The following is a 14834-nucleotide window of genomic DNA, read 5'->3' on the forward strand; positions in this document are numbered from 1 at the left end:
ATGAACAACAACAATCTGGCTCTCAAAGCGCCCCTGAGCGGTCCCGTGATGCCTCTCAGCCGGGTCCCCGATCCGGTGTTCTCCAGCGGCGCGATGGGCGATGGTATCGCCATCGACCCGCTGAACGACTGCCTGCATGCGCCCTGCGCCGGCAGGGTCATGCACGTCGCACGCACTCGCCATGCCGTGACCCTGAAGGCCGACAACGGCGCCGAACTGCTGCTGCATCTGGGCCTGGACACCGTCCAGCTGCAGGGCGAGGGCTTCGAAGCGCTGGTGCAGGAAGGCGCGCGGGTCAGCGAAGGCCAGCCGCTGCTGCGCTTCGACCTGGACAAGGTGGCGCGCGGCAGCAAGAGCCTGATCACCGTACTGATCGTCACCAACGGCGAAGGCTTCCAACTGCGCCCGCTGACCACCACTTCGGTGGACGTCGGCGCGCCACTGCTGCACCTCAGCCCGACCGGTACGGCAACTGAATCCGACGCACCACACGGTGGTAGCCGTGAAAGCCGTGGCCGCGTCCGCGTGGCGCTGCACGGCGGCCTCCACGCCCGCCCCGCCGCTCTGCTACGCAAGACCGCACGGGAATTCTCCTGCCGCGCCGAACTGCATTTCGGCGGGCGCAACGCCAGCGTCGACAGCCTGGTCGGCATCATGGGGCTGGGCGTCGCCGAGCAGGACGAAGTGGAAGTGATCTGCCGCGGCCAGGACAGCGAAGCGGCCCTCCACGCGCTGTTGAAAACCCTGGGTACCGCCGATGGCGAATCCCATCCGCTTGCCGTCGCCGCAGTCCCGGTAGCCGCGCCGCGAGGCACGGACGAGCCCGGTGTACTGGGTGGCGTCTGCGCCTCCCCGGGCGTGGCCAGTGGCCCGCTGGTCCGCCTGGGCGCCATCCAGCTCCCGCAGGACGGCGGAGATTCCCAGCCCGACGAACAGCACCGCGCACTGGACCAGGCGCTGGAACGGGTTCGCGATGATGTACGCGTGACGCTGCAACAAGCCGGGAAACAAGGTCACGCGGACGAGGAAGCGATCTTCTCCGCCCACCTCGCCCTGCTGGAGGACCCCGGCTTGCTGGATGGCGCCGACCAACTGATCGACCAGCGCGTCAGCGCCGCCCACGCCTGGCACCGCGCCGTGCAGGCGCAATGCGGCATTCTGCTGGCGCTGGGCAACCCGCTGCTGGCCGAGCGCGCCAACGACCTGCGCGACCTGGAGAAGCGCGTGCTGCGCGTCCTGCTCGGCAACGAGGGCGAACAGCCGGTCCCGTCCGGCAGCCTGGTGGCCGCCCATGAAATCACCCCGTCCGACCTCGGCCCGCTGGTCCGCGCCGGCGCTGCCGGCCTGTGCATGGCCGAGGGCGGCGCCACTTCCCACGTCGCCATCCTCGCCCGCGCCAAGGGCCTGCCCTGCCTGGTAGCCCTCGGCCCGCAACTGCTGGAGCTGGAAGAAGGCCGAACGCTGGTGCTGGATGCCGATCACGGTCGGCTGGAGTACAGCCCCAGCGCCGAACGGATTGCCCAGGTCGCCGCCCAGCGTGAACAACGCGAGCAGGCCCGCGAACGCCAGCGCGCGCAGGCCCAGCAACCGGCCCTGACCCGCGACGGCAAGTCCATCGAGGTTGGCGCCAACGTCGCCAACCCGGAAGAAACGGCCGAAGCCTTCGCTGCCGGAGCCGATGGCATCGGCCTGCTGCGCAGCGAATTCCTCTTCCTCGACCGCCAGCAGGCGCCGAACGAGCAGGAGCAGCAGCGCGCCTACCAGGACGTGCTGGACGCCATGGGCGAGCGTCGGGTGATCATCCGCACCATCGATGTCGGCGGCGACAAGCACCTTGCCTACCTGCCGCTGCCCGCCGAGGAAAACCCGGCACTTGGCCTGCGCGGTATCCGCCTCGGCCAGGCACTGCCGCAGTTGCTCGACCAGCAGTTGCGCGCACTGTTGCAGGTCTCGCCGCTGCACCGTTGCCGCGTGCTGCTCCCCATGGTCAGCGAGGTGGACGAGCTGATCGCCATCCGCCGGCGCCTGGACCAGTTGGCGCAGGACCTGGGCATCGAGCAACGCCCCGAACTGGGCGTGATGATCGAGGTGCCCTCCGCCGCCCTATTGGCCGACCAGTTGGCCGAGCACGCCGATTTCCTCTCCATCGGCACTAACGACCTTTCGCAATACACCCTGGCCATGGACCGCTGCCATGCCGGGCTCGCCGCGCGCATCGACGCGCTGCACCCGGCACTGCTGCGGCTGATCGCCCAGACCTGCGCCGGCGCCGCCCGCCATGGCCGCTGGGTCGGCGTCTGCGGCGCCCTGGCTAGCGAAGCGCTGGCAACGCCGGTGCTGATCGGCCTGGGCGTGCAGGAACTCTCGGTCAGCCCCGGACTGGTCGGCGAGATCAAGGCGCGGGTCCGTGAGCTCGACGCCGAGGACTGCCGCCGGCGCAGCCAGGAACTGCTGGCCCTGGGCAGCGCCCGCGCCGTGCGGGAAGCCTGCACGCGCCTGTGGCCGCAGCCCTGAAGCCCCAGAACAGGAATCGGAGTCCCGCCATGACCACTGAGCTGATCCAGACCGCACAAGGCCCGCGCCAGCTGCTAGCGCAGTTGTACGGCGGCTTCATCGAAACCCTGCAGCGTCTGGGGCGCGCCCTGATGCTGCCGATCGCCATCCTGCCGATCGCCGGCCTGCTGCTGCGCCTGGGCGACAAGGACCTGCTGAACATCCTGCTGATCCACGATGCCGGCAACGCGATCTTCGCCAACCTGGCGCTGATCTTCGCCATCGGCATCTCCGTCGGCTTCGCCCGCGACAACAACGGCACCGCCGGCCTGGCGGGCGCAGTGGGCTACCTGGTGATGACGTCGACGCTCAAAGCCATCGACCCCAGCATCAACATGGGCGTGCTCTCGGGGATCATCAGCGGCCTGGTGGCCGGCGCGCTGTACAACCGCTTCAAGGACATCGCCCTGCCGCAGTACCTGGCGTTCTTCGGTGGCCGGCGCTTCGTGCCCATCGTCACCGGCCTCGCCGCGCTGGGCCTGGGCGTGCTGTTCGGGCTGATCTGGCCGCCCATCCAGCATGTGATCGACGACCTGGGCAACCTGCTGGTGGGCAGCGGCAGCTTTGGCGCCTTCGCCTTCGGCGTACTCAACCGCCTGCTGATCGTCACCGGCCTGCACCACATCCTCAACAACCTGATGTGGTTCGTCTTCGGCGCCTTCACCGACCCGGAGACCGGCCGGCAGATCACCGGCGACCTCGCCCGCTACTTCGCTGGCGACCCGAAGGGCGGCCAGTTCATGGCCGGCATGTTCCCAGTAATGATGTTCGGCCTGCCCGCCGCGTGCCTGGCGATGTACCGCAATGCCCTCCCGGAGCGGCGCAAGCTGGTCGGCGGCCTGCTGCTCTCGATGGCGCTGACCGCCTTCCTCACCGGCGTGACCGAGCCCATCGAATTCGCCTTCATGTTCCTGGCGCCGCTGCTGTACCTGCTTCACGCGCTGCTGACCGGGCTGTCGATGGCCATCACCGACCTGCTGAACATCCGCCTGGGCTTCACCTTCTCCGGCGGCGCCATCGACCTGGCGCTGGGCTGGGGCAAGTCCACCAACGGCTGGATGCTCTGGCCGCTGGGCCTGTGCTATGCCGCCGCCTACTACTTCGTGTTCGATTTCTGCATCCGCCGCTTCCAGCTGAAGACGCCCGGCCGCGAGGCGATCGACGAAAGCACCGACCACGAAACGACTGCCAGCTCCTCCGAGCAGCGCGCGCCGGCCTTCATCAAGGCGCTGGGCGGCGCCGCCAACCTTGAGGTGGTCGACGCCTGCACCACCCGCCTGCGCCTGAAGCTGACGGACCGCAGCAAAGCCTCGGACACACAGCTCAAGGCGCTGGGCGCGATGGCCGTGGTCCGCCCCGGCAAGGCTGGCAGCCTGCAGGTGGTGGTCGGCCCGGAAGCCGACAGCATCGCCGACGAGATCCGCCGCGCGCTGCCGGCAGGCATCCTGCAGGAGAGCGCCGCCCAATCCGTCAGCGAGGATTCGGAGCAACTGCCCCCAGAATTCGTCTCGTCGCAGGAAACCGCAGAATGGCTGCAGGCGCTGGGCGGCCAGGGCAATCTGCGCAGCGTGGAGACCGTCGCACTGACACGCTTGCGGGTGGCCGTGAAGAGCGGTGAGCAATTGCAGCGAGGCCGTCTAACCGAACTGGGTTGCGAGGGCGTCAGCCAGGTGGCCGAGGGTGTCTATCACCTGCTGGTCGGGGCGCGCGCGGGGGCGCTGGGGCGTTCCTTCGACAGCCTGCGCCACAGCTAGCGGGGCATGAAAAAAGGCGCCTGCGGGCGCCTTTTTTCTCTCAGAACACCATGTCCGACAGCCGCCAGACCTCGAAGGCCGGCGTCTCGTACGGGTGGGCCTGCTTGAGGGCCTTCACCGAGTCATGGATCAACTCGTCGGCCACCACCATCTCCACCTTCCATTCGGCGACCTGCTCGACGCTGCCAGCCTGGCCGATGTAGGGGTTGCTGCCCTGCAAAGGGCGGAACTGTCCCTGTCCGAGCGCCTGCCAGCAACAGCTGTCATAGGCACCGATGCGTCCTGCACCGGCGGCGAACACCGCTTTCTTGACCGGTTCCAGATGGCTTTCCGGAACGTAGAAACACAGTTTGTACATCGGAGGCTCCGATCGAAACAGGGACACAGCCGTGACAAAGTACGCCACGGGTGACAAATCCTGCCACAAATAGTGGCACTTTGCCTCTTGTGACTTGCAAGTCATCGTGGAAGTTCGACCGTCCGGTTCCGAGCTTGTTCGCTTGCGGACAACTTTGTACGAAATCTGTGACGGACTTCGAGCTCACCGACCGGTGAAGCGCCGCCAGCGCTCTTTCAGACCTGGCGCCGCCGGGGCGTGGGAGCCGTCGCAGAACGGCAGCTTTGCCGACCGCCCGCAACAGCACAGCAACAGATGTCGCTCGCGCCGGACCGTCAGTTCCAGCGAGTCGGCACAACTCGCCGCGGCATCCGGCAGGCTGGCGCACTGCCCGCAGCGGCACAGGCGCAGGACCTGTCCCGGCTCGACCGAGCGAACCTCCGGCAGCATCTCGTCGTCAGCCAAGGCGCCCTTCCTCGATGGTCGGACAAAGAAAAAGGGGAAAGCCGAAGCTTTCCCCTTTCGCGTGTCGCATCAGACCGGACTCAACCGACCCAGACGCGGGCGTTGCGGAACATGCGCATCCAGCCGCCGTCCTCTTCCCACTCGTCCGGGCGCCAGGAGTTCTGCACGGCGCGGAACACGCGCTCCGGGTGCGGCATCATGATGGTGACGCGGCCGTCGCGGCTGGTCAGGCCGGTGATGCCACGCGGCGAGCCGTTCGGGTTGGCCGGGTAGCTCTCGGTGACCTTGCCCAGGTTGTCGACGAAACGCAGGGCCACGGTGCCGGACAGGTCGGCTTCCAGCAGCGCTTCCTCGCTCTCGAACTCCGCATGGCCTTCGCCGTGGGCGATGGCGATCGGCATACGCGAACCGGCCATGCCCTGCAGGAAGATCGACTGCGATTCCTGCACCTGAACCATCGCCACGCGCGCTTCGAACTGCTCGGAGCGGTTGCGCACGAAGTGCGGCCAGAACTCGGTGCCGGGGATCAGCTCGTGCAGGTTGGACATCATCTGGCAACCGTTGCACACGCCGAGGGCGAAGCTGTCCTTGCGCTCGAAGAAGGCCTGGAAGCCGTCGCGGGCACGGGCGTTGAACAGGATCGACTTGGCCCAGCCTTCGCCGGCGCCCAGTACATCGCCGTAGGAGAAGCCACCGCAGGCCACCAGGCCCTTGAACTGCTCCAGGCTGATGCGGCCGGAGAGGATGTCGCTCATGTGCACGTCGACAGCGGCGAAGCCGGCGCGGTCGAAGGCCGCGGCCATTTCCACCTGGCCGTTGACGCCCTGCTCGCGCAGGATGGCAATCTGCGGGCGCACGCCTTTCTTGATGTAAGGCGCAGCGATATTGTCGTTGACGTCGAAGCTCAGCTTCACCGACAGGCCGGGGTTGTCTTCTTCCAGCAGGCCGTCGAATTCCTGGTCGGCGCAGTCGGCGTTGTCGCGCATGCGCTGGATGCGGTAGCTGGTCTCGCTCCAGATGCGCTGCAGGTTGCGACGCTGGGCATGGAAGACGCGCTCACCGTTGAAGGACAACTCGATGTCGGCGCCACTGGCCGGCTGGCCGATGACCGCAACGCAGTCTTCCAGGCCGGCGGCGCTGAACTGGGCCAGCACTTCCGGGGTGGCCGCAGTGCGAACCTGGATCACCGCGCCCAGTTCTTCGTTGAACAGGGCGGCGGTCAGCTCGTCACGGCTGTCGGCCAGCGCGTCGAGGTTCAGGTCGAGGCCGCAATGGCCGGCGAAGGCCATTTCCACCACGGTGGCCATCAGGCCGCCGTCGGAACGGTCGTGGTAGGCCAGCAGGTGGCCGTCGGCGTTCAGGCCCTGGATTACGGCGAAGAAGGCTTTCAGGTCTTCGGCATCGTCGACGTCCGGAGCGGCGCGGCCGATCTGGCCGTTGACCTGGGCGAGGATCGAGCCGCCCATGCGGTTCTTGCCACGGCCGAGGTCGATGACGATCAGGTCGCTCTCGCCCTTGTCCAGGCGCAGCTGCGGGGTCAGGGTCTTGCGCACGTCGTTGACCGGGGCGAAGCCGGAGATGATCAGCGACATCGGCGAGGTGACGCTCTTCTCGGCGTCGCCATCCTGCCAGCGGGTCTTCATGGACATGGAGTCCTTGCCCACCGGGATGGTGATGCCCAGCGCCGGGCACAGCTCCATGCCGACAGCCTTGACGGTGTCGTACAGGCGCGCGTCCTCGCCCGGGTGGCCGGCAGCGGCCATCCAGTTGGCGGAGAGCTTGATCTCGGAGATCTTGTCGATGCTCGCGGCGGCCAGGTTGGTGATGGTCTCGCCGATCGCCATGCGGCCGGAGGCCGGGGCGTCGATCACGGCCAGCGGAGTACGCTCGCCCATGGCCATGGCTTCACCGGTGTAGACGTCGAAGCTGGTGGCGGTGACGGCGCAATCGGCCACCGGAACCTGCCACGGGCCGACCAGCTGGTCGCGGGCAACCAGGCCGGTGATGGTGCGGTCGCCAATGGTGATCAGGAAGTTCTTGCTGGCCACGGCCGGGTGACGCAGCACGCGCTCGGTGGACTCGTTCAGGTCCAGGCCGGCGGCGGCGAAGTCATCGCCCAGCTCGGCTTCGCGGGTGACCGAACGGTGCATGCGCGGCGGCTTGCCGAGCAGCACTTCGAGCGGCATGTCCACCGGCTTGTTGCCGAAGTGGCTGTCGGCGACGGTCAGTTGCAGCTCTTCGGTGGCCTCGCCGACCACGGCGAACGGGCAGCGCTCGCGCTCGCAGATGGCCTTGAAGGTCTCGAAGTCGGCGGCGTCGACCGACATCACGTAGCGTTCCTGCGACTCGTTGCACCAGATTTCCAGCGGGCTCATGCCCGGCTCGTCGTTGGGTACGTTGCGCAGTTCGAAGCGGCCGCCACGGCCGCCGTCGTTGATCAGTTCCGGCAGGGCGTTGGAGATGCCGCCCGCACCCACGTCGTGGATGAACTTGATCGGGTTGTTCTCGCCCATCTGCCAGCAGCGGTCGATGACCTCCTGGCAACGGCGTTCCATTTCCGGGTTCTCGCGCTGCACCGAGGCGAAGTCCAGGTCAGCGGCGGAGGCGCCGGTGGCCATGGAGGAAGCAGCGCCGCCGCCCAGGCCGATCAGCATGGCCGGGCCGCCGAGCACGATCAGCTTGGCGCCGACCGAAATCTCGCCCTTCTGCACGTGATCTTCGCGGATGTTGCCCATTCCACCGGCGATCATGATCGGCTTGTGGTATCCGCGGACTTCCTCGCCGCGCGGGGTGGCGATGGCCTGCTCGAAGGTACGGAAGTAGCCGGCGAGGTTCGGACGACCGAATTCGTTGTTGAACGCGGCGCCGCCCAGCGGGCCTTCGATCATGATGTCCAGCGGGGTAACGATGCGCTCGGGCTTGCCGTACGGCACTTCCCAGGGCTGCTCGAAACCGGGGATGTTCAGGTTGGAGACGGTGAAGCCCACCAGGCCGGCTTTCGGCTTGGCGCCACGACCGGTTGCGCCTTCGTCGCGGATCTCGCCGCCGGAGCCGGTGGAGGCGCCGGGGAAGGGAGCGATGGCGGTCGGGTGGTTGTGGGTCTCCACCTTCATCAGGATGTGCACCGGCTCTTCGCTGGCGCCGTACTGGCGGGTCTCGGCGTTCGGGTAGAAACGGCCGGCGACGTAGCCCTTCATGACCGCGGCGTTGTCCTTGTAGGCGGACAGCACGCCTTCGCGGTGCATTTCATAGGTGTTCTTGATCATGCCGAACAGGCTCTTGTCCTGAGCCTGGCCGTCGATGTCCCAACTGGCGTTGAAGATCTTGTGGCGGCAGTGTTCGGAGTTGGCCTGGGCGAACATCATCAGCTCGACGTCGTGCGGGTTGCGACCCATCTCGACGAAGCTTTTCACCAGGTAGTCGATCTCGTCTTCGGCCAGGGCCAGGCCCAGCTCGAGGTTGGCCTTCTCCAGCGCGGCGCGACCGCCGGCGAGGATGTCGACCACGGTCAGCGGCTTGGGCTGGGCGTGGCTGAACAGAGCCGAAGCTTCTTCGAGCTGGTTCAGCACCAGCTGGGTCATGCGGTCGTGCAGGCGGGCGGCGACGGCTTGCGCGTCGGCCTCGCTCAGTTCGCCGGTGACGTAGTAGGCGATGCCGCGCTCGATGCGCTCGATCTTGGCCAGGCCGCAGTTGCGGGCGATGTCAGAGGCCTTGCTCGACCAGGGCGAGATGGTGCCGAAACGGGGGAGAACCAGGAACAGACGACCGGCGGGATCCTGCACGGGGACGCTCGGACCGTACTTCAGCAGGCGCGCCAGGACTTGTTCTTCCTCGGCGTTGAGGGCTCCGGTGACCTCGGCGAAGTGCGCAAACTCGGCATACAGCCCGGTGACGGCGGGCACATGCTGGGTCAGCAGGTCGAGCAGTTTGCCGTGGCGGAAAGCGGAAAGGGCGGGAGCACCGCGCAGGATCAGCATTGTCGGAACAGCCTCTGGAGACGGGGAAGTGTGTGGGGCCGGACGGGCCGGCCCACAGAGGCCGTGCATTCTACCGTAAAGCGCAGCCCGACGGCAGCTCTGAAGTACCTTCCTTGCCGCCGCTCCGGCGGAAGACGCCATTCATCTTCGAAGGCCTTCGAGCGGCCTAGGAAAAATCCCGGCCCTGCGGCCTTCAGCAGGAATAATGCCGACGAACGGTGCCCCAGCTAGCAGAGAAGCTTCGAGCTGTCGAGATATGGCGCACAACGGCCTTTGCGTATACTGCCCTGATGCTTGCCCTGACTGTGTCCCGTGTGCGCTGCACCGCCTGGATCTTGGCGACCTGTATCTTTCTGCTGCTTTCCGGCTGTAGCGAGGCGAAAGCCCCGACGGCCCTCGAGCGCGTGCAGAAGGACGGCGTGCTGCGCGTGATCACTCGCAACAGTCCGGCCACCTACTTCCAGGACCGCAACGGCGATACCGGCTTCGAGTACGAGCTGGCCAAGCGCTTTGCCGACAGCCTGGGCGTGCAGCTGCAGATCGAAACCGCCGACAACATCGACGACCTCTACGACCGCATCGGCCGCGACGGCGGACCGAACCTGGCGGCCGCCGGCCTGACGCCGGGCGGCGAGCGCGATACCCAGGTGCGCTACTCGCACTCCTACCTCGACGTCACCCCCCAGGTCGTGTACCGCAACGGCGCGCAGCGCCCTACCCGCCCCGACGATCTGGTGGGCAAGCGCATCGTCGTGTTGAAAGGCAGCAGCCATGCCTCGCAGCTGGCCGAACTGAAGAAGCAGTACCCCAAGCTGGAATACCGCGAATCCGACGCCGACGAGATGGTCGACCTGCTGCGCATGGTGGACGTCGGCGAGATCGACCTGACGCTGGTGGATTCCAACGAGCTGGCGATGAACCAGGTGTACTTCCCCAACGTGCGCGTCGCCTTCGACCTCGGCGATGCCAAGGGCCTGGCCTGGGCGCTGCCGGCCGGCGACGACAACAGCCTGATCGACAAGGTCAACGCCTTCCTCGACAAGGCCAAGCAGGACGGCCTGCTGCAGCGCCTGAAGGACCGGTACTACGGCCACGTGGACGTGCTGGGTTATGTTGGTGCCTACACCTTCGCCCAGCACCTGCAGCAGCGTCTGCCCAAGTACGAACCGCACTTCCGCCAGAGCGGCACCAAGCTCGAAGCCGACTGGCGCCTGCTCGCCGCCATCGGCTACCAGGAATCCATGTGGCAGCCCGACGCAACCTCCAAGACCGGCGTGCGCGGCCTGATGATGCTGACTAACCGCACCGCCCAGGCCATGGGCGTGGCCAACCGCCTGGACCCGAAGCAGAGCATCCAGGGCGGCAGCAAGTACTACGTGCAGATCAAGGACGAGCTGCCCGACAGCATCAAGGACCCGGATCGCATGTGGTTCGCCCTGGCCGCCTACAACATCGGCGGTGCCCACCTTGACGACGCGCGCAAGATGGCCGAGCAGGAAGGCCTGAACCCGAACAAGTGGCTCGACGTCAAGAAGATGCTGCCGCGCCTGGCGCAGAAGCAGTACTACCGCAAGACGCGCTACGGCTACGCGCGGGGCGGCGAGACCGTGCACTTCGTGCAGAACGTGCGCCGTTACTACGACATCCTGACCTGGGTGACCCAGCCGCAGATGGAAGGCGGCCAGCTCGCCGAAAGCGGTCTGCACCTGCCGGGCGTGAACAAGACCAAGCCCAACGATGATGACGATGGGCGGGATCAGAAGCTCTGAGGCTTCAACTCCACCCGTTCACCAATGTGCCACATCGCATCAATCGCGGAAGGAGCCCTGCCGGAACGTCGGAGCCGATCTGTAGGAGCGCGCCATGCGCGCGATCGCGGGCAAGGCCCGCTCCTACAAGGAATGTACCGATGCCCAGCCACTGCCCAAGAGCGGACTCCGTCCGCGATAGGCCAGGCGCCGCGAAAGGCTGGGCAGGTTCGCGAGCAAGCTCGCCCCTACAAAGCGCGTTCAGCCCTTGCGCCGCGCCTTGAAGAAGGCCGAGAGCATCGCGCTGCACTCTTCCCCCAGCACCCCGCCTTCCACCAGCACCCGGTGGTTGAGGAAGTCCTGTTCGAAGAAGTTGCCACGGCTGACCACCACGCCGGACTTCGGCTCGGTGGCGCCGAACACCACGCGCTGGATGCGCGAGTGCACCAGCAGGCCGGCACACATGCTGCAGGGTTCGAGCGTCACATAGAGGGTACTGCCGGGCAGGCGATAGTTCTGCGCGGCGGCAGCAGCTTCGCGGATGGCGACCATCTCGGCGTGGGCGCTGGGATCATGGGAGGTGATCGGTCGGTTGAAGCCGCGACCGATGACCTGCCCGTCCAGCACCAGCACGGCGCCCACCGGCACTTCGCCCAGGGCCGCACCCTGCTCGGCCAGCGCCATGGCTTCGCGCATGAAGGGGATGTCCTGGCTGCGGTCGATGACCGGCGCCAGCCCCTTCACCGTCGGATGTCCCTTGCTGTTGGTCAGCCGCACCATGCCTCGCCCACCGCGATGGTTCCCATCAGCCCGGTCTCCATGTGATCGATCACGTGGCAGTGGAACATCCACAGGCCGGGGTTATCCGCCACCAGCGCCACGCGTGCCGTCTCATTCTTGCCCAGCAGGTAGGTATCGGTGAAATACGGAATGATCTCCCGACGATCGGAATCCAGCACCTTGAAGGCCATGCCGTGCAGGTGGATCGGGTGCTGGTACTGGGTCATGTTGCGCAGCACGAAGATGTAGCTGTTGCCTTCCTTGAGCTTCGCCAGCGGCGGCGAGTTGTGCTTGTGCTCCTCACCGCCCTGCCAGGCCACGCCGTTGATCTGCCACAGCGAGGGCGCCGACTGGCCCTTGGAGTAGTCGGACATGGCGCCGACCCACTCGAACTTGAAGTTGATGGTCTCGGCGTTCTTCAGGTCCGGCTCGGCCACCGGGTTGCGCGGCAGCGGCGCGGGCCACTTGGCCGTCGGCGCCTTGGGATTGGCCACACCGCGAATAGTCGCCAGACGCACCGGGCCGTTGCGCAGCGACAGCTCGGTGCCTTCCGCCGGGCCGCGAATGCCCAGCTCCAGGCGCATGCCCGGGCCGATCCAGTACTGGTCGTTGGGGCCCTTGCCGAAGTCGCGCGGCTCCACCGGGTGGCCGTCGATGGCGTAGATCTTCGCGTCGGCGTCCGGCAGGTTGAGGCGGTAGGTCACGGTGTTGTCGACGTTGAGGATGCGCACCCGGACGATCTCGCCGGCCGGCAGCTCGATCACCGGCGTGCGTTGGCCGTTGATGGTCGACAGGCGCCCGCGAGTGCCTTCGCGCGCAGCCTCGCGCGGCACGCTGAAAGGCGTGAAATTGCCCTCCTCGTCCACGTGCCAGGTCTTCAGGTTGAGGATCTTTTCGCTGGTGAACTCGGTGGGTTCGCGCTCGTCGATGATCAACGGCCCGACCAGGCCGCGGCCCAGCTGCTCGCTGCTCATCAGGTGCGGGTGGTACCAGTAGCTGCCGGCATCCGGGGTCTTGAACTGGTAGACAAAGCTCTCGCCCGGCTGCACCGGCGGCTGCGAGATGTAGGGCACGCCGTCCATCTCGATGGGCAGGCGGATGCCGTGCCAGTGGATGGTGGTCGGCTCGTCCAGCTTGTTGGTGAAGCGCACCCGCAGCCAGTCGCCCTGGCGCGCGCGGATTTCCACGCCGGGGGCCTGGCCGCCATAGCCCAGGCCGGGGGTCTTGTGGCCGGGCACCAGCTCCAGGTCGAGCGGCGCGGCGATCAGTTCGTAATCGTGTTCGGCGGCAACTTCCGGGCGTGCCAGCCAGATGCGCGCGCCGCCGGCGCCCAGGCCGACGACGGCCAGGCCAGCGAGGCCACCGAGTACTTGTCTACGGGTAAACGACATGGGTCCAGACTCCTCAAACAAGGGACTTGCGACCCCATCGACTTTCACGGAGGTTGGCGCATTCGCGCCCGGCGCCAGGCTCTTGCGGCCGGCTGCACTGCAAACAGGGGAACTGTGCATGAAGGCACGAACGCCTCTCATGCGCCAGGTCAAGGACGGGTATTCCCGCCCTCGCCTGCAAGGAGCGCGGCGAGCTTGCCGCGCCCCTCGTTAAGGAAACGTTAAACGCTCCCGATCATTCCCACTCGATGGTGGCCGGCGGCTTGCTCGACACGTCGTAGGTGACGCGGGAGATGCCTTCGATCTCGTTGATGATGCGGTTCGAGACCTTCTCCAGCAGCTCGTACGGCAGGTGCGCCCAGCGAGCGGTCATGAAGTCGATGGTCTCCACCGCGCGCAGGGCCACGACCCAGGCGTAGCGACGGCCATCACCGACCACGCCGACGGACTTCACCGGCTGGAACACCACGAAGGCCTGGCTGGTCTTGTGGTACCAGTCGAAGTTGCGCAGTTCTTCGATGAAGATGTGGTCCGCGCGACGCAGCAGGTCGGCGTACTCCTTCTTCACTTCGCCGAGGATGCGCACGCCCAGGCCCGGGCCCGGGAACGGGTGGCGGTAGACCATGTCGTAGGGCAGGCCCAGCTCCAGGCCGATCTTGCGGACTTCGTCCTTGAACAGCTCGCGCAGCGGCTCGACCAGTTCGAACTGCATGTCTTCGGGCAGGCCGCCGACGTTGTGGTGCGACTTGATCACGTGGGCCTTGCCGGTCTTGGCGCCGGCCGACTCGATCACGTCGGGGTAGATGGTGCCCTGGGCGAGGAACTTCACGTCCTTCAGCTTGGTGGCTTCCTCATCGAAGACTTCGATGAAGCTGCCGCCGATGATCTTGCGCTTCTGCTCCGGGTCGCTGACGCCGGCCAGGCGGCTGAGGAACTTCTCTTCGGCGTTGGCGCGGATGACCTTGACGCCCATGTTCTCGGCGAACATGGCCATCACCTGGTCACCTTCGTGCAGGCGCAGCAGGCCGTTGTCGACGAAGACGCAGGTCAGCTGGTCGCCGATGGCCTTGTGCAGCAGGGCTGCAACCACCGAGGAATCCACACCGCCGGACAGACCCAGCAGCACCTTGGAGTTGCCGACCTGGGCACGCACGGTGGCGATGGCGTCGTTGACGATATTGGACGGGGTCCACAGGGCTTCGCAGCCGCAGATGTCCAGCACGAAGCGGGAGAGGATGCGACCGCCCTGCTTGGTGTGGGTCACTTCCGGGTGGAACTGCACGCCGTAGTAGCCGCGGGCATCGTCGGCCATGGCGGCGATCGGGCAGCTCGGGGTGCTGGCGAGGATGTGGAAGCCGGCCGGAATCTCGGTGACCTTGTCGCCGTGGCTCATCCACACATCGAGGCCGAACACGCCATCTTCGCTGACGCAATCTTCGATGCCGTCCAGCAGGCGGGCCTTGCCGACCACGTCGACGCGGGCGTAGCCGAACTCGCGCAGGTCAGAGCCCAGTACCTTGCCGCCCATCTGCTCGGCCATGGTCTGCATGCCGTAGCAGATGCCGAACAGCGGTACCTTCAGGTCGAACACGGCCTGGGGCGCGCGCGGGCTGTTGGCTTCATGCACCGACTCCGGGCCGCCGGCCAGGATGATGCCGCGCGGGGCGAAGGCGCGAACCTCGTCGTCGCTCATGTCGAACGGATGGATTTCGCAGTACACGCCGATCTCGCGGACGCGGCGGGCGATCAGCTGGGTGTACTGGGAGCCGAAGTCGAGGATCAGGATCCGGTGAGCGTGAATGTCTTGGGCCATGGCCATCTCTCGTAGC

General features: G+C 66.7%; 9 protein-coding genes. 3 read left to right on the plus strand and 6 right to left on the minus strand.

Annotated features, from left to right (window positions below):
* Positions 1-2514: a phosphoenolpyruvate--protein phosphotransferase gene (gene ptsP / locus UB43_RS10815; protein ID WP_045210477.1), complete on the plus strand. Its 2514-nt coding sequence runs from the start codon at positions 1-3 to the stop codon at positions 2512-2514.
* A gap of 131 nt (positions 2515-2645) precedes the next feature.
* Positions 2646-4307, plus strand: a complete 1662-nt coding sequence (gene nagE, locus UB43_RS10820; RefSeq protein ID WP_371318954.1) for an N-acetylglucosamine-specific PTS transporter subunit IIBC — start codon at positions 2646-2648, stop codon at positions 4305-4307.
* Positions 4308-4347: 40 nt separating this feature from the next.
* Here the strand turns inward: nagE and UB43_RS10825 are convergent, their stop codons facing one another.
* The 3 genes from UB43_RS10825 to purL form a co-directional block, all read right to left on the minus strand.
* A complete protein-coding gene (locus tag UB43_RS10825; RefSeq protein ID WP_045210478.1) occupies positions 4348-4665 on the minus strand; it encodes a YqfO family protein in 318 nt (105 codons plus the stop codon).
* Positions 4666-4848: 183 nt separating this feature from the next.
* A complete protein-coding gene (locus tag UB43_RS29160) occupies positions 4849-5109 on the minus strand; it encodes a CDGSH iron-sulfur domain-containing protein (protein WP_256205146.1) in 261 nt (86 codons plus the stop codon).
* An 80-nt stretch (positions 5110-5189) separates the two neighbouring features.
* Entirely contained in the window at positions 5190-9086 is a 3897-nt protein-coding gene (gene purL, locus UB43_RS10830; RefSeq protein WP_045210479.1) for a phosphoribosylformylglycinamidine synthase, read from the minus strand.
* A gap of 290 nt (positions 9087-9376) precedes the next feature.
* On the opposite strand from purL, the gene mltF reads away from it, so the two are divergent.
* Positions 9377-10855 (plus strand): membrane-bound lytic murein transglycosylase MltF, encoded by a 1479-nt coding sequence (gene mltF, locus UB43_RS10835; RefSeq protein ID WP_045210480.1) that lies wholly within the window; start codon positions 9377-9379, stop codon positions 10853-10855.
* A gap of 240 nt (positions 10856-11095) precedes the next feature.
* Here mltF and tadA read toward each other — a convergent pair whose 3' ends face one another.
* The 3 genes from tadA to guaA form a co-directional block, all read right to left on the minus strand.
* The gene (gene tadA / locus UB43_RS10840; protein ID WP_045210481.1) at positions 11096-11614 is read right to left on the minus strand and encodes a tRNA adenosine(34) deaminase TadA; all 519 of its coding nucleotides are present in this window, start codon (positions 11612-11614) and stop codon (positions 11096-11098) included.
* Positions 11602-13005 carry a multicopper oxidase family protein gene (locus tag UB43_RS10845; RefSeq protein WP_045210482.1) on the minus strand — a complete coding sequence of 468 codons (1404 nt, stop codon included), beginning with the start codon at positions 13003-13005 and terminating at the stop codon, positions 11602-11604. The genes tadA and UB43_RS10845 overlap by 13 nt, the downstream gene beginning before the upstream one ends.
* 235 nt (positions 13006-13240) lie before the next feature.
* Positions 13241-14818, minus strand: coding sequence for a glutamine-hydrolyzing GMP synthase (guaA, locus tag UB43_RS10850; RefSeq protein WP_045211294.1), 1578 nt, complete (start codon positions 14816-14818; stop codon positions 13241-13243).
* Positions 14819-14834 lie beyond the last annotated feature (16 nt).

It is taken from the genome of Pseudomonas sp. 21 (assembly GCF_000955805.1).
Taxonomy (GTDB): domain Bacteria; phylum Pseudomonadota; class Gammaproteobacteria; order Pseudomonadales; family Pseudomonadaceae; genus Pseudomonas.